The following is a 17,107-nucleotide window of genomic DNA, read 5'->3' as shown; positions in this document are numbered from 1 at the left end:
TTAGTCCCGCAGCATCGGGCACGACATACAGCGTGGTCCGCCCCGGCCCGAGCCCAGCTCGGAGCCGGGGATCCGGATCACCTCGATGCCGGCCCGTTCGAGCTGCGCGTTGGTCTCCACGTTGCGTTCGTAGGCGACGCACAGCCGCGGCGCGATGGCCAGCGTGTTGTTGCCGTCGTCCCACTGCTCGCGTTCGGCGGTGACCGGGTCGAGGCCGGTGTCGATGACCCGCAGCGTGCCGATGTCCATCGCGTCGGCCGCCGCGCGCAGGAAGGGCGCGGGCCCGTCGACCTGGGGCTCACCGTCGGCGCCGGCGATCACGGTGTACGCCTGGAGCGTGTCCGCATATTTCGGATACATGATGACGGCGTCCGCGTCGACCATCGTCACGATCGTGTCCAGGTGCATCGTCGCCCGCTCCTGGGTGATCGGCACGACCAGGATCGTGTGCGCGAGCTGGGCGCTGAACACCCGCCGGGCCAGCCGCTCCGCGCCCGCCGGCGTCGTCCGCTCGCCCACGCCGATCGCGATCACGCCCTCGGCCAGCAGCAACACGTCGCCGCCCTCGACCGGCTCGAGCGTCGGGTCGTAGACGAACCGGGTGCCGACGAACCGCGGGTGGTAGCGGTAGATCGCGTTGGTCAGCGTCGTCTCCCGGCGCCGGGCGGGCATGGCCAGGCTGGTCACGGCGGCCCGGTCGCGCACCCAGACCGACGAGTCCCGGGTGAAGAGCAGGTTCGGCAGGGGGTCGATGACGAACTCGTTGCTGGGCATCAGCGCGTAGACCAGGCCGCCCGGCCGGTCGGCGCTGGTGCGCAGCTCGTCATGGGCGAGCCCGCCGATCAGCACCCCGGCCAGCGCCGAGGGGTCCAGGTAGGTGAGGTGGTCGGCGACCCGGCGCCGCAGGGTGTCGCCGAGCCGGGGGTCGTCGACGACGCTCGCGGTGATCTCCGCCCGGGCGTCCGGCACCGACAGGGCCTCGGCGAGCAACTGGGACAGATAGAGGACTTCGACGCCACGTGCGCGCAGGGCCGCGGCGAAGGTATCGTGTTCCTCTTGGGCACGACCCACCCAGGGGATGCCGTCGAAGAGCAACGAATCGTTGTTTCGCGGGGTCAGCCGGGCTAACTCCCGACCTGGCCGGTGCAGCAGCACGGTGCCCAACCGACCGACTTCGCTTCCGACATAGTGCGTCACAAGGCCCGAGCCTAAGCCGTGGTTGTCACCATCCGGGAAAAGAGCCTTTGGGTGAATGCGGCATTCATCCCCACTCATTCCCTCGGGACATCTTGCCTGAGTACCGGTATAGCCACGTACGGTAGCTAGACAGCCAAAGCTCGCCCTTGCCGGAGGCAGCGATGACCGTATTTCCTGCGCGTCGAGCCGTCCCCCTCACCCCCCGACGAGCTCTGCCGAGCGCAGAATCCCCCCATCCCGATCTCATCGAAGCCGCACGTCCACGCCCGCTGGACTGGGCCCGCCGCCGGCGGGCCGAGCGCGACGCACGCCGCATCGAGGCGGCCGGCGCCCGCGCTCTCAACCGCATCGAGCACCTCGGCCCGTCCTGGCACGTGGTCGAGTGGCCCCGCACCGACTCGTTCGACGCGCTGTTCACGGGCTCCGACGACCAGGCCGGGTTCCTGGTGATCGGCCCGAGCGGCCTGTTCGCCGTGACGATCGCCGACCACGGCCGTTCCCGCGTGATGGTCGCCGGTGACGTCGTCCAGATCAGCGGCAAGCGCCCGCCCTACATCACGGAGGCCCGCCGCGACGCGAAGCGCGCCGCCAAGGCACTCAGTGCCGCCGTCGGGCACACGATCCCGGTGACTCCGGTGCTGACATTCGTCGGTTCTGGCGTCATCAGCGTCTACGGGCTGCCCAAGGACTGTCTGATCGCGACCCACCGCGAGCTCGACCGCCTGCTCGTGGCCGGGGGCGACCGGATCAGCCCGGCCACCGCCGAAAAGCTGTCACATGTGGCGAGTCAACCCAACACGTGGCTCAGCATGGCCAACAGCGGCGGCGGCTACCGGTGGTACGAAGACGGCCGCACCGCCTCGACCAAACTCGCCACCCGCCGTTGACCGCGCTGCCAATACCTTCCGCAGCACTGGCCGACTGGAGGGTCGTCGGCACGCGAATCACCGGTTAGCGTGACGGTGGGGCAACTGCCGGCGATGCACAGGAGGCGCGGTGGCGCACGTCGAACTCGAGATCGTGGCACCTGGTGACTCCGACACGGGTGTGGAGCCGACAACCGGCCCACCCGCCGGTGCCGCCTGGACGCCCACCCCGTGGTCGACCAGCTTCGACCGCTGGGCCGAAACGGTGTTCGCGGCAGACGAGCCCTGTCTGGTCATCGACAAGAAGATGACCATCGTCGCCGCGTCCGCCGCCTGTTGCGAGCTGCTCGGCCTCGCCGACCCGCAAGCCGCGGTCGGTCGCCCGCTGCTCGACGCCGGCCTCCGCCTGGTCGACTTCACCGCCGCCCGCAGCGAGCTCGCCGAGACCGAGGTCGACAAGATCCCGCCGCTGCTCGCGGTCACCTCGGGCCGCCAGGCGCGCGGCCTGCTGCGGGTCAACCACGACAACGTCGACGCCACGGTCGACGCGATCGCCACGCCGCTCCTGCTGGACGACGAGGTCGTGGGCTCACTGACGTTCTTCGCGACGGTCTGACCCACATTTCCCGGGTCCGTGGTGGTCCGGACCGTCGCTACCGCCGGGGACCGCTCGCTTCGCGTCGCTGCCGGGTCCGCGGTGGGCAAGCACGTCTTTCCGCGACGCTCGGGTGGCGCCTCAGGTGTCGGCGACCTCGGCCCGGCGGCGCAGGAGATAGCGGCGTTCCGGGTCCGAGCTGACCAGCTTCAGCGCCTCGTCATAGGCCACGACCGCTTCCGTGCGCCGGTCGAGGCGGCGGAGCAGGTCCGCCCGGGTCGCCGGGAGCAGGTGGTAGCCGGCCAGGGCGCCCGTGGCCGCCAGGCGGTTGACCAAGGCCAGGCCCGCCAACGGGCCGTCGGCCATCGCCACCGCGACCGAGCGGTTCAGCTCGACCACCGGCGACGGCGCCAGCTTGGCCAGCTCGGCGTAGAGGCCGGCGATCTCGGTCCAGTCGGTGTCCTCCGCCGTCGGCGCGGTCGCGTGGACCGCGGCGATGGCGGCCTGGATCTGGTAAGGGCCCGGGCGGCCCCGGCGCAACGCCCGGCGCAGCAGCGCGTCGGCCGACGCGATCCGCCGGGTGTCCCAGTGCGAACGGTCCTGGTCCGCCAGCGCCACCAGCTCACCGCGGTCGTCCAGCCGGCTCGCCCGCCGGGCGTCGTGCAGCACCATCAGCGCCAGCAGGCCGGCCGCCTCCGGCTCGTCGGGCATCAGCGCGACCAGCACCTCGGCCAGCCGGATCGCCTCGGCGGTCAGGTCGACCCGCACCAGGTCGGCACCCGCCGTCGCCACGTACCCCTCGTTGAACAGCAGATAGACCACCGCGAGCACGGCGGCCAACCGATCCGGCAGCAGGTGGTCCGGCGGCACCCGGAACGGGATGCCGGCGTTGCGGATCTTGCCCTTGGCGCGGAACAGCCGCTGCGCCATCGTCTTCTCCGGCAGCAGGAACGCCCGCGCGATCTCCGCGGTGGTCAGGCCGGCCAGCGTGCGCAGGGTGAGCGCGACCTGGGCCTCCTGGTCGAGTGCCGGGTGGCAGCAGGTGAAGATGAGCTCCAGCCGGTCGTCCGGGATGCCCTGCGTCTCGAGCGGCTCCGGCTGCGCCATCCGCACCACCTCCCGCAGCTTCTCGGCCTCGACGGCGGCCCGCCGCACGCGGTCCAGTGCCCGGTGCCGCGCGGTCACCACCAGCCAGCCGCCGGGGCGGGACGGCACGCCCTCGTGCCGCCACCGCTCCAACGCCTTGGCGAACGCGTCCTGGGCGCACTCCTCCGCGAGGTCCCAGTCGCCGGTCAGCCGGATCACCGCCGCCACCACGCGGCCCCACTCCGCGCGGTAGACGGCGGCGACCTCCGCGTCGATGTCGGTCATTCGGTCCAGTACGGCCGCACGTCGACCATGCCGTGCCAGGCCATCGGGTGCTTCGAAGCGATCTCGATGGCTTCGTCGAGGTTGGCCGCCTCGATGATGTCGAAGCCGGCGATCTGCTCCTTGGTCTCCGCGTACGGGCCGTCGAGCACCACCACCTCGCCGTTGCGCACCCGGACCGTGGTGGCGTCCGAACCCGGCCGGATCCGGTTGCCGTCGACCCGGGCCCCGCTCTTGTCCATCTGGCTGACCCAGTCCTCGATCTCCATCGGGCCACCGGCCGCCTCGTACGACTCCGCGCCCGGCTCGTTGCCCGGCGCCTCGGCGCAGATCAGAAACAGGTACTTCATCTCGGGTTTCCTTCCGCTTCGCGTCAGCTTCCACCCATACGACGAACGAGATAGCTCGCCCACTACCGGACGGGAAAAAGTTCTTTCGGGCGCCCCGCTGGCCGTACCCTTCCTGTCATGCCCGCTCTTGATCTTTTGCCGGATGACTACGCGGTCTGCCGGCTTCCGGCCGGTTCAGCCCTTCCGCCCGGTCTGGTCGGCGGCGGCAACGGCGACCGCCCCGGTGTGGTGTCGGTGACCTGGACCGCCGACGAGGTGTCGGTGATCTGCCGGGCCGACCTCGTGCCCGACGGCGCGAGCGCCGAGGCGCCCTGGCGCTGCCTGCGGGCCGCCGGGCCGCTCGACTTCGCGCTGACCGGCGTGCTCGCGTCGATGGTCGCGCCGCTCGCCGCCGCGCGCGTCGCCATCATGGCGTTCTCCACCTACGACACGGACTACATCCTGGTGCCCAGCGTCCGGCTCGCGGAAGCGGTCGCCACCCTGGACCAGGCCGGCCATCCGGTTACTGCCTGAACGGGCATAAAATATCCCGGCCCGCACCCACGTCGATGCCCCACCCCGAGGTAAAGTGCGCCGCCCCACCCACCTTCTGCTGCTCGCCGCGGTCGCCCTGGGCGCCGCGGGTTGCGGCGTCCCGCCCGAGCTGAACCCGCCTGGTTCGACCGTACCCACACCCTCGGTGACCAGCAGCCCCACGCCGAGCACGCTGGTGCCGTCGCTGCCGCCGGCGCTTCCGACCCCGACCACCGCGACCGGCTTCCCGGACAGCCCGGCCGTGGCCTGCGGCGGGCGGCCGTCCGCCGCCCAGGTGATCACCCTGCTCAAGCGGCGCGGGCTGCTGGCCTCGTCCTACCGGGGCCGGGTGACCGTCGGGCCGCTGTGCGCGGGCACCTGGCAGTGGAGCGTGCTGGACACGAGCAACGGGCCGCTGCAGGCGGTCAGCGAGATCACCGACAACACGCTGCGCCTCGTCACCGCGGGCACCGACGTGTGCAGCGTCGAGGTGCGAGCCGGCGCACCGGCGGGCATCCGCGCGGCGGCCTGCGACGCCTCGCCGCCGTCGCTCTAGCGGTCGTTTCAGCCGCGGCGGATGCGGTCCAGCCAGGCCGCGGCGTCCGTGTAGTCCACATCGGACTGGCCCGGTGGGGCCGGCACCGGGCCGTCGCTCTCCGAATCGGTCCAGCGGTGCCGGGGGTACGAGCCGAGGAAGCGCACCTCCGCGCTCACCCGGCGCAGCCCGCGCAGCGCCTCGCCCATCCGGTCGTCGGCCACGTGCCCGGTGCAGTCGAGGAAGAACGCGTACCGACCCAGCGCCTCGCCGGTCGGGCGGGACTCGATGCGGGTGAGGTTGACCCCGCGTACCGCCAGCTCCATCAGCACCGCGAGCAGCGCGCCGACCCGGTCGTGTGCGATGTAGACGGCCAGCGAGGTGCGGTCGTCACCGGTCGCTGGCGGCGGTGTGCCGGGGCGGCTGACCAGCGCGAACCTGGTCACCGCGTCGCCGTGGTCGGCGATCTTGTCGGCCAGCACCGACAGCCGCTGCTGGCTCGCGCCGATCGGGGCGCAGATGGCCGCGTCGTGCTCGCCCGTCGCGGCGCTGCGCGCGGCCGCGGCGTTGGAGAGCACGTCGACCACGACCGCGTCCGGCAGGTTGTCGCGCAGCCAGCCGCGGCACTGCGTTGACGCCTGCGGGTGGGCGGCGACCGACCGGATGTCGGCGCGCGCGACGCCGTGGCGGGTGGCGAGCACGAATTCGACCGGCAGCACCACCTCGCGGGTGATCACCAGCGGCGCGCCCGCGACCATCTCGTCGAGGGTGACGCCGACCCCGCCACCGATCGAGTTCTCCAGCGGCACGAGGGCGGCGTCGGCGTCACCCGAGCGGACCGCGTCGAGGGCCTCCCCGACGCTGCGGGCCGGCGTGCGCTGACCGCGCTCGGCGGCCGGAATCGTGCGCAGCGCCTGCTCGGCAAAGGTCCCCTCGGGCCCGAGGTAGACGTATCGCGTGGGCGGCGTTCCTGGCATAGGCCCAGCCTAGAACGGACAACGGCCCACCCCGTGCGGGGTGGGCCGTTAGCGTTCGGGTCAGCTGAACAACCCGCCCAGGGCGCCGCCCTGCTGCTGGTTGCCGCTGGCGGCACCCGCGGGCGGCTCCTCGGAGGGCTGCACGACGACGAAGCCCTGGCCGGCGAAGCTCATCGTGAACGCCTCGCCGGTGGACCGGCCGAGCAGCGTGCCGAGGCCGAGCTGGTCGGCCCGGTGGTAGCCGGTCTGCAGGTTCGCGGACCAGCAGATCGCCGCCTGCGGGTCGACGTAGGTCGGCTGGTCGACGGAGAGCACGACCGGCGTGCCCTTGGTCGTGATCGCGATCCGGCCCTGGCCGGTGAAGACGCAGTTGAACAGGCCCGCCGAGGACATCATGCCCATGCCCTGGACCATCTTGATGTCGTACTGCAGCGTCGAGTCGAAGGCCAGCACGTTGGCGCCGTTGATGGACAGGGCGTCGCCGTGGTCGAGGTCCACCAGGTGGATGTCGGCGGCCCGGTCGCCCAGGAACACGTCGCCGCGGCCGCTGACCTTCATCAGCGGGACACCCTCGCCAGTCAGCTTCTGCTTGATGAACTTGCCGATGCCGCCGGAGCCCAGCGCCTGGAACTGCACCTGGCCCTGGTACGCGACCATCGAACCGGTGCGGGCCATGCACTCACCGTTGAGCTCGATCTTGAGCATCTTGGAGTTCTGCAGCCGAATCCCCGGCTGGTCGGACTCCTTCTCCAAGTTCTCCGCGGAAAACAGCGCGCTACGCATGTGGGCGTTCCTCCATACCGGGGATTGGTGTGCTGCCCAAGAGCGTAGGTAGCCTGCGCAAACAGGGCCGCGCACTGTCGCGAAGCCGACCTTGACTTAAGGGCCTAGCCCCAGCCGAGGTCGTGCAGGCGCTCGTCGTCGATGCCGAAATGGTGGGCGATCTCGTGCACCACCGTCACCGCGACCTCCTCGACGACGTCCTCGTCGGTGTCGCAGATCGACAGGATCGGCAGGCGGTAGATGGTGATCCGGTCCGGCAGCACGCCCGCGTAGTTCCAGCCGCGGTCGGTCAGCGCATGCCCCTCGTAGAGGCCGAGCAGGCGGGTGCCGGGCGGTGACCGGTCCTCGACCAGGATCACCACGTTGTTCATCAGCCGGAGCAGCTCTTCGGGCACCTCGTCGAGGGCGTCGCCCACGAGCTCCTCGAAACGCTCGCGACTCATCTCGACCGGCACGGCTCCCATTGTGCCGTGCCGGTCGTGACGGCAATGAAAGTCTCAGGCGAGCCGGGCGGTCAGGGTGATCTCGGCGCCGGGGGACAGCAGGCGCGAGATCGGGCAGTTCTCCTTGGCACCCTGTGCGACCTTCTGGAACTCGCCGTCCTCGATGCCCGGGACGTCGCCGACGGTCTCCAGGTCGATCCGGGTCACGGTCATGCCGGCGTCGGTCTTGTCGAGGTGCACCTTCGCGGTGGTCTCGACCGAGGTCGGGGTGTGACCGGCGTCCGCGAGGCCCTTCGAGAAGGCCATCGAGAAGCAGCCGGCGTGCGCGGCCGCGATCAGCTCCTCGGGGTTGGTGCCCTCACCCTCTTCGAAGCGCGACTTGAAGCTGTAGTTCCCCTCGAAACCGCCCTTGCCGGTGCGGATCGTGCCGGAACCTTCGGTCAGGTTGCCCGACCAGCGGGCGGAAGAAGTGCGAATTGGCATGCCCTCGACGCTAGTCCACCCTGGGGCATGATTGCTGGATGCGGATCGGCATCCTGGGCACGGGCACCGTTGGCCAGACGTTCGGCACCCGGCTGCGCAATCTCGACCATGACGTCACCCTTGGCGCACGCGAAGCGGGCAATCCACGCGCCGTGGAGTGGGCCGAAGCACACGCGGCCAAGGCCGGGACCTTCGCCGAGGCGGTCGTCGACGCCGACCTCGTGATCAACGCCACCGCCGGGCAATATGCGGTCGACGCCTTGGAGATGGCCGGCGGCAACGCGGCCCTGGCCGGCAAGGTGGTGCTCGACGTCAGCAACCCGCTCGACTTCAGCACCGGCGAGCTGCGGCTGTCCGTCTGCAACACCGACAGCGTCGGCGAGCAGCTTCAGCGGGCGTTCCCGGACGCGCGGATCGTCAAGAGCCTCAACACCGTCAACGGCAGCGTGATGGTCGAGCCGAGCCTGGTGCCCGGCGCGCACACGATCTTCGTCGCCGGCAACGACCCGACGGCCAAGCGGGTGGTGACCGGGCTGCTCAAAGAGTTCGGCTGGGCCGCCGGCAGCGTGCTGGATCTCGGCGACATCAAGGCCTCCCGGGGCATGGAGATGTACATGCCGCTCTGGGTCTCGATCATGCGCGCCGTCGACGGCAACCTGGCCTTCAACATCAACGTGGTTCAGGGCTGATGACGGGGTACGACGTCATCGTCATCGGTGGCGGCCACAACGGTCTGGTGGCAGCGGGCTACCTGGCCCGCGCCGGCCGCAAGGTGCTGGTGCTCGAACGCCGCGAGACGGTCGGCGGCGCGGCGGTCTCCGAGCAGCCCTTCGGCCCCGACTTCACGGTCACCAGCCTGTCGTACGTGGTGAGCCTGCTGCCCGCCGACATGGTGCGGGACCTACGGCTGGTCGATCACGGCTACCACGTCTACCCGCAGGGGCCCTATTTCGCGCCGCGGGCCGACGGCGGTTATCTGCGGCTGCCCGACGACCCGGCCGAGCGGCACAGCGAGATCAGCCGGTTCTCGACCCGCGACGCGGACGCGTACGAGCGCTGGGAGTCCTGGCTTTCGCACCTGGGCCGGCTGGTCGGTCCGCTGCTGCACGAGATCCCGCCGAAGCTGGGCTCGAAGCGCCCGCTCGACCTCGCCGGCCAGGCGGGCCTGGTGGGACGGCTGCGCCGCGTCGACGTGCGCGCCGCCGTCGACCTCACCCGGCTGTTCGCCGCTAGCATCGCCGACCTCGTCGAGGACCGCTTCGAGTCCGACGCGATGCGCGGCCTGCTCAGCGTCTCCGGCGTGATCGGCACGTGGGCCGGCCCGCGCAGCGCCGGCACCGGCTTCGTCACCCTGCACCACCACCTCGACCAGACCGGCGGCCAGCAGGCCGGCTGGGGCTTCCCGCGTGGCGGCATGGGCGGCGTCACCCAGGCGATGGCGGCGGCCGCACGCGCCTTCGGCGCCGAGATCCGGACCGGGTCGCCGGTCGCCCGGATCGACACCCGCGGTGGCGAGGTCGCCGGCGTCACCCTCGCCGACGGCACGGAACTGCGCGCGCCGACCGTGATCACCACCGCCCACCCGCGGATCTCGTTCCTGGAGCTGCTCGACCGGGCCGAGCTGCCCGCCGACTTCGTCGCCGACATCGAGGCATGGCGCAGCCGCTCCGGCACCGTGAAGGTCAACTTCGCGGTCGACCGGTTGCCGACGTTCACGAGCCATCCCGCGTACGCGCCGGAGGTGCACGGGGGCACGATCGTGCTCGCCGACTCGCTCGACGAGATCGAGCGCTCGTTCCAGGAGGCGGTCGCGGGGAGTCCGGCGACGCTGCCGTTCGCGGACGTCTGCATCCCGTCGGTCTTCGACCCGACCCTCGCGCCCGAAGGCAAACACGTGGTCAGCGCGTTCACCCAGTGGGTGCCGCACACGTACGCCGGCCAGCCGCACACCGCCGAGCTCGACGCGTACGCCGACCGGCTCGTCGCCCGCCTCGAAGCCGTGGCGCCCGGCTTCACCGATTCACTCATCGACCGGCAGGTCATCGGTCCACACACGATGGAGCACGAGTACGGGCTGGTCGGCGGCAACATCTTCCACGGCGAGCTGACCCTGGGCCAGATGTTCCACGCCCGCCCGGCCGCCGGCTACGCGGACCTGCGCACCCCGATCCGGGGTCTCTACCAGGCCGGCAGCGCGACGCACGGCGGGGGCGGCGTGACCGGCATTCCGGGCCGCAACGTGGTGCGGCAGATCATGCGGGACCGGCGTCGCCGATCTTGATCGATCGACCATTCCGGCGCGTCACCACGGCATGGCATGCTGGTGAGCATGTCCACAGAGCCCGCGGCCCCGGCCGTCGTGGAGTTCGGTGACGGCGATCCCGCGATCGGCCGTGACGCCGGCGGCCAGCTCGGCGACCGGCTGCGCCGGCTCGGCGGCGACCGGCGGGTGTGCGTGGCCGCCGCGGCCCTGGCCGCGATCGCCGGCATCGGCGCGCTGGTCGCGCCCTGGTACGAGACCTCGATGCCGTTCGGCCCGCCCGGGCCCAACGGCGAGTCGACCGACGCACCCTTGTCGCTCTACCTGGCCGACGGCGGCTCGCTCGGCAGCGCCTACGTGCTGGGCATGGTGGCGCTGACCGTCGCCGCCGTGCTCGTCCTCTTCGGCCCGCCGCCGGCCCGACGCGTGGTGCGGCTCGCTGGGCTGACCCTCGCGGCGGCGCTGCTCCCGGTGCTGGTCGCGCTCAGCATGACGTTCGCCAGGTCGGGCTACGTCAACTTCGTCGGCGCGCAGGTCGACATGCAGCTCGACAGCGGCAGCGGCATCCCGGCCGCCTTCCTGGCCCTCGCCCTCGCCGGGCTGACCCTCTACCTGGCCGGCCTGCGGCCCGCGAGCGTCGCACCCGCCGAGGCACCCGCCCAGCGGTCACCCGACTGGGTGTGGCAGCCGACCCGGCCCACACACGACGAGACCGCAGCCGAGGTGGCCGCCGCCGCGCCGCTGGACCTCACCGTTTCACCGGCCCGGCCGTTCACCCGGCCGGACACCGACGACGGCCGCGGCCGCTGATATACCGCGCGACCGACGGGAACCGACCCCGGTACGCTGATTTACCGTGATTGACCTTCGACTGCTTCGTGACGATCCCGATGTTGTGCGCGCCAGCCAGCGAGCCCGGGGTGAGTCCGAGTCCGCGGTCGACGAGCTGATCGCGGCCGACGAGGGGCGACGGGCCGCCGTGCAGCGCTTCGAGTCGCTGCGCGCCGAGCAGAAGCAGCTCGGCAAGCTCATGCCCCGGGCGACGGGAGCCGAGAAGGAGACCCTGCTCGGGCGCACCAAGGAGCTCTCGGCCGACGTCAAGGCGGCCGAAGCGGCCGTCGGTGACGCCGAAGCGGCGCTGCGCGCGGCCCAGTTGCGGATCCCCAACGTGGTCGAGGAGGGCGCGCCCGCCGGCGGCGAGGACGACTACGTCGTGCTGCGCGAGGTGGGCACCAAGCCCGAGATCGAGGCGCCCCGCGACCATCTCGAGCTCGGCGAGCTGCTCGGCGCGATCGACGTCGAGCGCGGCGCCAAGGTGTCGGGCAGCCGGTTCTACTACCTGACCGGCGTCGGCGCGCTGCTCCAGCTCGGCCTGCTGCAGATGGCCATCGCCCAGGCCGTCGAATACGGCCTGACCCCGTCGATCGTGCCGGCGCTGGTCAAGCCGGAGGCCATGGAGGGCACCGGCTTCCTCGGCGCGCACGCCAGCGAGGTCTACCGGCTCGAGGCCGACGACCTCTATCTGGTCGGCACCAGCGAGGTCCCGCTGGCCGCCTACCACAGCAACGAGATCCTCGATCTCGGCGAGCCCGCCCGCTATGCCGGCTGGTCGAGCTGCTTCCGCCGGGAGGCCGGCTCGTACGGGCGGGACGTGCGCGGCATCATCCGCGTCCACCAGTTCGACAAAGTCGAGATGTTCTCCTACTGCCGGCCCGAGCAGGCGCACGACGAGCACCTGCGGCTGCTGGCCTGGGAAGAGGAGATGCTGGCCAAGGTCGAGATCCCCTACCGGGTGATCGACACTGCTGCCGGCGACCTCGGCAGCAGCGCGGCGCGCAAGTACGACTGTGAGGCGTGGGTGCCGTCGCAGGGTCGCTACCGCGAGGTGACCTCGACGTCCAACTGCACGACGTTCCAGGCCCGGCGGCTCAACGTCCGCTACCGGGACGAGGCCGGCCGGCCGCAGATCGCCGCGACGCTCAACGGCACGCTGGCCACCACCCGGTGGATCGTGCCGATCCTCGAAAACCACCAGCGGCCCGACGGTTCGGTCGCCGTGCCGAAGGCGTTGCAGCCCTATCTGGGTGGTCGCGACGTTCTGGAGCCGGTCAAGCGGGCCTGACTGCTCTGCGCCCGGCCGCGACGATTTCTCCCAAACGTCATGGCTGGGCTACCCGGTGCGAGGTACGGTTGCTGCCCGGCCGCTCGCGGCTCGCTCCCGGCAGCCGATCTGGGTCCGGGGCGAGGAGGAGCCATGCCCCGACCGGGCCTGCCGAAACTGGTCGCCACCGACCTCGACGGCACGATCGTGCACAACGACGACACCGTGTCCGCGTACACCCATGAGGTCCTGGACCGGGTGCGCGCCGCCGGCATCCCGGTCGTCGGCGCCACGGGCCGTGGCCCGCGGCTGGCCGAGTTGACCCGCAACGACATCCGCGACGCCGACTTCCTGGTGATGGCCAACGGCGGCCGGGTCGTCGACCAGACCGACCCGCTCGACCCGATCGTGCTGCGCGACGCGCGGCTCTCCGGCCGGGTGCTGGCCTCCGTGATCGCCGAGCTGGAGTCCGCGGTCGGGCCGCTCACCGTGATGGTCGAGGCGCTCGACGGTCACGAGGACCCGCTCTGGGGCGACCCGGACCCGTCCTGGCGCTACCCCGACCGGTTCGAGGCCCGCAGCCGGGACGACTGTTTCGCCGGCGACGTGATCAAGGCGTTCGCCCGTGCCCCGGGCCACGACGTCGACGAACTGCTCGCCGCGGCCGCTCGGATCGTGTCGCCCTCGGTCGCGACCGTCACCCAGGCCGGGCTCGGCTTCGTCGAGATCCTGCCGCCGGGCGTCGACAAGGCGACGGGTCTCGCGGTGATCACCGAGGCGATCGGCGTCGACCCCGGCGACGTGCTCGTGTTCGGCGACATGCCCAACGACCTGGGGATGTTCGCGTGGGCCGGCTGGGGCCGCGTGGCGGTGGCCAATGCGCACCCGCTGGTGCGGGCCGCCGCCGACGAGATCACTTTGACCAACGACGAGGACGGTGTGGCGGTTTACCTCGACCGGCTACTGTCACGATGATGTTGATCGCCACGGACCTCGACGGCACGCTTCTGCGTGCCGACAAGACGATCAGCGCGCGCACGTCCGCCGCGCTCGAGCGGGCCGCCGCGGCCGACCTGCCGGTGGTGCTGGTGACCGGGCGGCCGATCCGCTGGCTCCGCATGGTCTACCAGCAGCTGGAGACCCCGCTGCCGGCCGTCTGCGCCAACGGCGCGGTGGTCTACGACCCGCTGCGGGACCAGGTGCTGCGGGCCGACCCGTTGACGCCGGAGGCGCTGGAGGAGATCGCCCGCCGGCTGACCGAAGAGGTGCCGGAGGCGGTGCTCGCGGTCGAGGTCATGGACGGCCGGCAGATGATCCACCACATCGACTACCCGCTGCGGTGGGACAGCGAGCACGGCGGCGCGCGGTCGGTCTCGGCGGTGGCCGGGCTGCTGCGGGAGCCCGCGGTGAAGCTGCTGGTGCGGGCGGGCGAACGCGATCCCGACGAGTTCAGCGCCCTGGTCGGCAAGACCCTGGCCGGGGTGGGCGAGGCGACCCACTCGTCGTCGACCGGGCTCGTCGAGGTGTCCGCGGCGGGCGTCACCAAGGCCGCGGGGCTGGCTTGGTACTGCGACCGGCTCGGCGTGCCGTCCTCGGCCGTGACGGCGTTCGGCGACATGCCCAACGACGTGCCAATGCTGGCCTGGGCCGGCCGCGCGGTGGCGGTGGGCAACGCACACCCGGCGGTGAAGGAGATCGCCGACGAGGTGGTCGCCACCAACGAGGACGACGGCGTCGCCGGTTATCTGGAGACTCTGCTCCCCTAGGTCCCGCCCGACGGGGTCAGTGCGAGCCGAGACGGAGTCCGGGTGTCGGCTGGTGGCGGCCGGGATTGCCCGGCCAGTCGCACGCCGTGCTGACCGGACCTAGAGATATTGGCCGGTGCCGCGGCCTTCCGTGCCGGGCTGCTGGTTGCCGCCGGGGCCGGGGATGCCCGGGATCACGCCGGGCACGGCGCCGGGCGGCAGGGCGGGGCGGCCGCCGCGCATCTGCTCCAGCTGCATCCGGGCGGCCATCTGCTGGGCCACCAGGGCCGCCTGGATGCCGTGGAACAGGCCCTCCAGCCAGCCGACGAGCTGAGCCTGCGCGACCCGCAGCTCACCCTCGCTGGGCGTCGACGTCTCGCTAAACGGCAGCGACAGCCGCTCCAGCTCGTCGCGCAGCTCCGGCGCCAGGCCGTCCTCGAGCTCGACGATCGACCGCTGGTGGATGTCGCGCAGGCGGACCCGGCTGGCCTCGTCGAGCGGCGCCGCGCGTACCTCCTCCAGCAGTTGCTTGATCATGCTGCCGATGCGCATGACCTTGGCGGGCTGCTCGATCTGGCGGCCCGGGTCCTCGTCGGTGTCGGCGCCGTCGGCGTCGACCGTGCCGACCGGCCGGCCGTCCGGCCCGACCACCACCACGGTGCCCGACCGACGGTTGGTTTCGGCCTGCTGGTCCGGCGCTCCTGGGGTCTCGGTCATCTCCCCATCTTTCCCCAACGGCCGGCGCATGTGCTCGCCGGACCCGGCACGCTAGCGTTCCGCGCATGTCATCGCGCGAGCCCGACCCACGCGACGTGCTGATCCTGCCGGCGCCGCCGCCGAATGCCGTGGTGCGCTACGGGCCGCACGAGGACAACGTGGCCGACGTCCGACTCCCCTCGGCACCCGGGCCGCTCGTCGTGGTGATCCACGGGGGGTTCTGGCGTTCGGAGTACGACCGTGCGCACACCGGTCATCTCGCCGCGGCGCTGGTTGCCGCGGGGTATGCGGTCGCGCAGCTCGAGTACCGGCGCACCGGACCCGGTGCCCCGGGTGGCTGGCCCACGACCTTCGACGACGTCCTGGCCGGAGTCGGTGCCCTGCCGGCGCTGGTCGCTTCGGCCGCCCGGTCGCTGGGCCGGCCGGCACCTCTTGCCGGGCCGCCGCTGCTGGTCGGGCATTCGGCCGGCGGACACCTGGCGCTCTGGTACGCGGCCCACGCTCCGGCGTCCGCCGCGCCCGCTGGGGTGTTGGCCCTGGCGCCCGTCGCGGACCTGGTGGAGGCGCACCGGCTGGATCTCGACGACGGCGCGGTCTCCGCATTGCTGGGTGGCGGCCCGGACGAGCGGCCCGCGGCCTACGCGGCGGCCGATCCTCTGCCTTCCACACCGCTACGGTTACCCACAGTGATCCTTCATGGAACGAAGGATGTGCAGGTGCCGATCGAGCTGAGCCGCCGGTTCGTGGCGGCGGCCGGCGCGGTTGACAACGAAATCGCGCTGTGGGAACTGCCTGAAGTGGGGCATTTCGAGTTGATCGATCCGAGGTCGGCCGCATGGGGAAAGGTGACGGAGGCGTTGCGGTCGTTGCGGCGGTGATCATTTTCATTGACGCAGCGTCGTTGAGGCGGTAGGAACCCGTGGGAGTGTGGCAACCAAGCCCACCGGTCGGGGAGGGTCGTTTTCCGTGTCGCAGATGGATCGCCGTCAGGCGTTGCGGTTGTTCGCGGGCGTGGGAGCCGCAGGCCTGCTGGCCGCTTGCGGCAACGGCTCCACCGACGGTGCCGCGGCGGCCAACGAGCTGGTCAGCGACGAACCGATCAAAATCGGTCTGATCGCGCCGCAGACGGCGGGCACGAAGGACATCGGCGACGAGATCGCCCGTGGCTTCAACCTGTTTCTCGACCGGCACGACCAACGCCTGGGCGGCCACCAGGTGCAGCTTCTCGTCGCCGACGAGGGCGAGACCGTCGAGTCCGGCAAGGCGGCGCTGGACGGGTTGCTCAAGCAGGGTGTGCTGGCGCTGACCGGGGTCGCCAACTCGGCCGTGATGCTCGGCATCCGGGACACCGTCGAGCAGGCACGGATCCCGCTGATCGGCTCGGCCGCCTCGCCGTCGTCGCTGCAGAGCGTGGTCTACATCTGGCGCACGTCCTATGTGAACGACGAGGCGGGCAAGGCGCTCGGCAGCTACGTCGCCGGCAACGTCAAGGGCCGGATCGGCATCATCGCGCCGGACAACGAGGCCGGGCAGGACGCGGTGCGGGGCTTCCGCGAGTCGTACCGGCAGGTGAACTCGAACCTCGTGTCGAATCTGGTGTGGACGGAGTACGTGGCCGAGCCCACCAGGACGTTCTTCCGCGCCAAGATCGACCAGGTGCGGCGGAACAACCCCGCCGCCATCTACTGCTTCTACAGTGGACAGTCGGCGGTCGAGTTCCTGCGGCAGCTGCACGCCGACGGCTACGCGGGCGACGTCTACGCGCCCGGCTTCCTCACCGAGGGCACGGTGCTCGGCGAGCTCAAGGACAACGAGGCGGACGGCGTGTTCACGGCGATGAACTACTCGCCGGACCTCAACAACGCCGCCAACCGCGAGTTCGGCACGGCATACCGGGCGGCCTACAAGTCGACGCCGACCACCTACGCGGTCGCGTCCTACGACGCAGCGCAGGCGATCGACAAGGCGGTGCGGCTCGCCGGGGTGAACCCGTCGCCGCAGGACGTGAACCTGGCGATGGGCAAAATCGGTCTGATCGCCAGCCCTCGCGGTGAGTGGCAGTTCAACCAGACCCGGACGCCGCAGCAGAAGTGGTACCTCCGCCAGGTGCGCCAGGACGGGCCCGTGTTGTCGAACGTGGTGATCAACGAGCTGGCGACGCTGGGCTGACGCGG

20 protein-coding genes are annotated in these 17,107 nt (G+C 71.5%); 12 read left to right on the top strand and 8 right to left on the bottom strand.

Going from position 1 to position 17,107, the window contains the following annotated elements; all coding sequences use genetic code 11:
- Window positions 1–1,197 (bottom strand): arginine deiminase, encoded by a 1,197-nt coding sequence (locus Air01nite_RS12140; RefSeq protein ID WP_239090658.1) that lies wholly within the window; start codon window positions 1,195–1,197, stop codon window positions 1–3.
- A gap of 161 nt (window positions 1,198–1,358) precedes the next feature.
- Between Air01nite_RS12140 and Air01nite_RS12135 the strand changes: the two genes are divergently transcribed.
- Both Air01nite_RS12135 and Air01nite_RS12130 read left to right on the top strand, forming a co-directional pair.
- Window positions 1,359–2,084, top strand: a complete 726-nt coding sequence (locus Air01nite_RS12135; protein ID WP_203702107.1) for a hypothetical protein — start codon at window positions 1,359–1,361, stop codon at window positions 2,082–2,084.
- 109 nt (window positions 2,085–2,193) lie between these two features.
- Window positions 2,194–2,679 carry a transcriptional regulator gene (locus tag Air01nite_RS12130; RefSeq protein WP_203702106.1) on the top strand — a complete coding sequence of 162 codons (486 nt, stop codon included), beginning with the start codon at window positions 2,194–2,196 and terminating at the stop codon, window positions 2,677–2,679.
- A gap of 120 nt (window positions 2,680–2,799) precedes the next feature.
- On the opposite strand, the gene Air01nite_RS12125 is transcribed toward Air01nite_RS12130, so the two are convergent.
- On the bottom strand, window positions 2,800–4,029 hold the full coding sequence (locus Air01nite_RS12125; protein ID WP_203702105.1) for an RNA polymerase sigma factor: 1,230 nt from the start codon (window positions 4,027–4,029) through the stop codon (window positions 2,800–2,802).
- Complete coding sequence (locus Air01nite_RS12120) at window positions 4,026–4,376, bottom strand: YciI family protein (RefSeq protein WP_203702104.1); 351 nt, start codon at window positions 4,374–4,376, stop codon at window positions 4,026–4,028. Before Air01nite_RS12120 ends, Air01nite_RS12125 begins: the two co-directional genes overlap by 4 nt.
- A 117-nt stretch (window positions 4,377–4,493) precedes the next feature.
- Between Air01nite_RS12120 and Air01nite_RS12115 the strand changes: the two genes are divergently transcribed.
- Together Air01nite_RS12115 and Air01nite_RS12110 are read left to right on the top strand one after the other, a co-directional pair.
- Window positions 4,494–4,889, top strand: a complete 396-nt coding sequence (locus tag Air01nite_RS12115) for an ACT domain-containing protein (protein ID WP_203702103.1) — start codon at window positions 4,494–4,496, stop codon at window positions 4,887–4,889.
- 55 nt (window positions 4,890–4,944) lie between these two features.
- Complete coding sequence (locus Air01nite_RS12110) at window positions 4,945–5,445, top strand: hypothetical protein (RefSeq protein WP_203702102.1); 501 nt, start codon at window positions 4,945–4,947, stop codon at window positions 5,443–5,445.
- Window positions 5,446–5,453: 8 nt separating this feature from the next.
- Here Air01nite_RS12110 and pheA read toward each other — a convergent pair whose 3' ends face one another.
- From pheA to Air01nite_RS12090, 4 genes are all read right to left on the bottom strand, one after another.
- Complete coding sequence (gene pheA, locus Air01nite_RS12105) at window positions 5,454–6,401, bottom strand: prephenate dehydratase (protein WP_203702101.1); 948 nt, start codon at window positions 6,399–6,401, stop codon at window positions 5,454–5,456.
- Window positions 6,402–6,461: 60 nt separating this feature from the next.
- Window positions 6,462–7,184: an AIM24 family protein gene (locus Air01nite_RS12100; protein WP_203702100.1), complete on the bottom strand. Its 723-nt coding sequence runs from the start codon at window positions 7,182–7,184 to the stop codon at window positions 6,462–6,464.
- Window positions 7,185–7,288: 104 nt separating this feature from the next.
- Entirely contained in the window at window positions 7,289–7,648 is a 360-nt protein-coding gene (locus Air01nite_RS12095) for a metallopeptidase family protein (protein ID WP_203702099.1), read from the bottom strand.
- Window positions 7,649–7,681: 33 nt separating this feature from the next.
- Entirely contained in the window at window positions 7,682–8,110 is a 429-nt protein-coding gene (locus Air01nite_RS12090) for an OsmC family protein (RefSeq protein ID WP_203702098.1), read from the bottom strand.
- A 38-nt stretch (window positions 8,111–8,148) separates the two neighbouring features.
- Here Air01nite_RS12090 and Air01nite_RS12085 point away from each other — a divergent pair, with 38 nt between their 5' ends.
- The 6 genes from Air01nite_RS12085 (at window position 8,149) to Air01nite_RS12060 (ending at window position 14,237) form a co-directional block, all read left to right on the top strand.
- On the top strand, window positions 8,149–8,799 hold the full coding sequence (locus Air01nite_RS12085) for an NADPH-dependent F420 reductase (protein WP_203702097.1): 651 nt from the start codon (window positions 8,149–8,151) through the stop codon (window positions 8,797–8,799).
- The gene (locus Air01nite_RS12080; RefSeq protein ID WP_203702096.1) at window positions 8,799–10,391 is read left to right on the top strand and encodes a phytoene desaturase family protein; all 1,593 of its coding nucleotides are present in this window, start codon (window positions 8,799–8,801) and stop codon (window positions 10,389–10,391) included. Before Air01nite_RS12085 ends, Air01nite_RS12080 begins: the two co-directional genes overlap by 1 nt.
- Window positions 10,392–10,439: 48 nt before the next feature.
- Complete coding sequence (locus Air01nite_RS12075) at window positions 10,440–11,180, top strand: hypothetical protein (protein WP_203702095.1); 741 nt, start codon at window positions 10,440–10,442, stop codon at window positions 11,178–11,180.
- Window positions 11,181–11,226: 46 nt separating this feature from the next.
- Window positions 11,227–12,492, top strand: a complete 1,266-nt coding sequence (gene serS, locus Air01nite_RS12070; RefSeq protein WP_203702094.1) for a serine--tRNA ligase — start codon at window positions 11,227–11,229, stop codon at window positions 12,490–12,492.
- A gap of 132 nt (window positions 12,493–12,624) precedes the next feature.
- Window positions 12,625–13,446 (top strand): HAD family hydrolase, encoded by an 822-nt coding sequence (locus Air01nite_RS12065; protein ID WP_203702093.1) that lies wholly within the window; start codon window positions 12,625–12,627, stop codon window positions 13,444–13,446.
- Entirely contained in the window at window positions 13,446–14,237 is a 792-nt protein-coding gene (locus Air01nite_RS12060) for an HAD family hydrolase (RefSeq protein ID WP_373310380.1), read from the top strand. The genes Air01nite_RS12065 and Air01nite_RS12060 overlap by 1 nt, the downstream gene beginning before the upstream one ends.
- 99 nt (window positions 14,238–14,336) lie before the next feature.
- Here the strand turns inward: Air01nite_RS12060 and Air01nite_RS12055 are convergent, their stop codons facing one another.
- Entirely contained in the window at window positions 14,337–14,933 is a 597-nt protein-coding gene (locus Air01nite_RS12055) for a bacterial proteasome activator family protein (RefSeq protein WP_203702091.1), read from the bottom strand.
- A gap of 65 nt (window positions 14,934–14,998) precedes the next feature.
- Between Air01nite_RS12055 and Air01nite_RS12050 the strand changes: the two genes are divergently transcribed.
- Both Air01nite_RS12050 and Air01nite_RS12045 read left to right on the top strand, forming a co-directional pair.
- Window positions 14,999–15,811, top strand: coding sequence for an alpha/beta hydrolase family protein (locus Air01nite_RS12050; RefSeq protein WP_203702090.1), 813 nt, complete (start codon window positions 14,999–15,001; stop codon window positions 15,809–15,811).
- An 88-nt stretch (window positions 15,812–15,899) separates the two neighbouring features.
- The gene (locus tag Air01nite_RS12045) at window positions 15,900–17,102 is read left to right on the top strand and encodes an ABC transporter substrate-binding protein (protein ID WP_203702089.1); all 1,203 of its coding nucleotides are present in this window, start codon (window positions 15,900–15,902) and stop codon (window positions 17,100–17,102) included.
- The last annotated feature ends 5 nt before the right edge of the window (window positions 17,103–17,107 follow it).

The sequence above is a fragment of the Asanoa iriomotensis genome (genome assembly GCF_016862515.1).
GTDB classification, from domain to species: Bacteria; Actinomycetota; Actinomycetes; order Mycobacteriales; family Micromonosporaceae; genus Asanoa; species Asanoa iriomotensis.
This window is presented reverse-complemented; position numbering and strand designations above follow the sequence as displayed.

Excerpts from the sequence above, each read along its gene's own strand:
- Air01nite_RS12135 (WP_203702107.1), top strand. The coding sequence starts at position 1,359 with ATGACCGTATTTCCTGCGCGTCGAGCCGTCCCCCTCACCCCCCGACGA.
- Air01nite_RS12125 (WP_203702105.1), bottom strand. The coding sequence starts at position 4,029 with ATGACCGACATCGACGCGGAGGTCGCCGCCGTCTACCGCGCGGAGTGG.
- Air01nite_RS12120 (WP_203702104.1), bottom strand. The coding sequence starts at position 4,376 with ATGAAGTACCTGTTTCTGATCTGCGCCGAGGCGCCGGGCAACGAGCCG.
- Air01nite_RS12115 (WP_203702103.1), top strand. The coding sequence starts at position 4,494 with ATGCCCGCTCTTGATCTTTTGCCGGATGACTACGCGGTCTGCCGGCTT.
- pheA (WP_203702101.1), bottom strand. The coding sequence starts at position 6,401 with ATGCCAGGAACGCCGCCCACGCGATACGTCTACCTCGGGCCCGAGGGG.
- Air01nite_RS12100 (WP_203702100.1), bottom strand. The coding sequence starts at position 7,184 with ATGCGTAGCGCGCTGTTTTCCGCGGAGAACTTGGAGAAGGAGTCCGAC.
- Air01nite_RS12095 (WP_203702099.1), bottom strand. The coding sequence starts at position 7,648 with ATGGGAGCCGTGCCGGTCGAGATGAGTCGCGAGCGTTTCGAGGAGCTC.
- Air01nite_RS12090 (WP_203702098.1), bottom strand. The coding sequence starts at position 8,110 with ATGCCAATTCGCACTTCTTCCGCCCGCTGGTCGGGCAACCTGACCGAA.
- Air01nite_RS12085 (WP_203702097.1), top strand. The coding sequence starts at position 8,149 with ATGCGGATCGGCATCCTGGGCACGGGCACCGTTGGCCAGACGTTCGGC.
- Air01nite_RS12080 (WP_203702096.1), top strand. The coding sequence starts at position 8,799 with ATGACGGGGTACGACGTCATCGTCATCGGTGGCGGCCACAACGGTCTG.
- Air01nite_RS12075 (WP_203702095.1), top strand. The coding sequence starts at position 10,440 with ATGTCCACAGAGCCCGCGGCCCCGGCCGTCGTGGAGTTCGGTGACGGC.
- Air01nite_RS12065 (WP_203702093.1), top strand. The coding sequence starts at position 12,625 with ATGCCCCGACCGGGCCTGCCGAAACTGGTCGCCACCGACCTCGACGGC.
- Air01nite_RS12060 (WP_373310380.1), top strand. The coding sequence starts at position 13,446 with ATGTTGATCGCCACGGACCTCGACGGCACGCTTCTGCGTGCCGACAAG.
- Air01nite_RS12055 (WP_203702091.1), bottom strand. The coding sequence starts at position 14,933 with ATGACCGAGACCCCAGGAGCGCCGGACCAGCAGGCCGAAACCAACCGT.
- Air01nite_RS12050 (WP_203702090.1), top strand. The coding sequence starts at position 14,999 with ATGTCATCGCGCGAGCCCGACCCACGCGACGTGCTGATCCTGCCGGCG.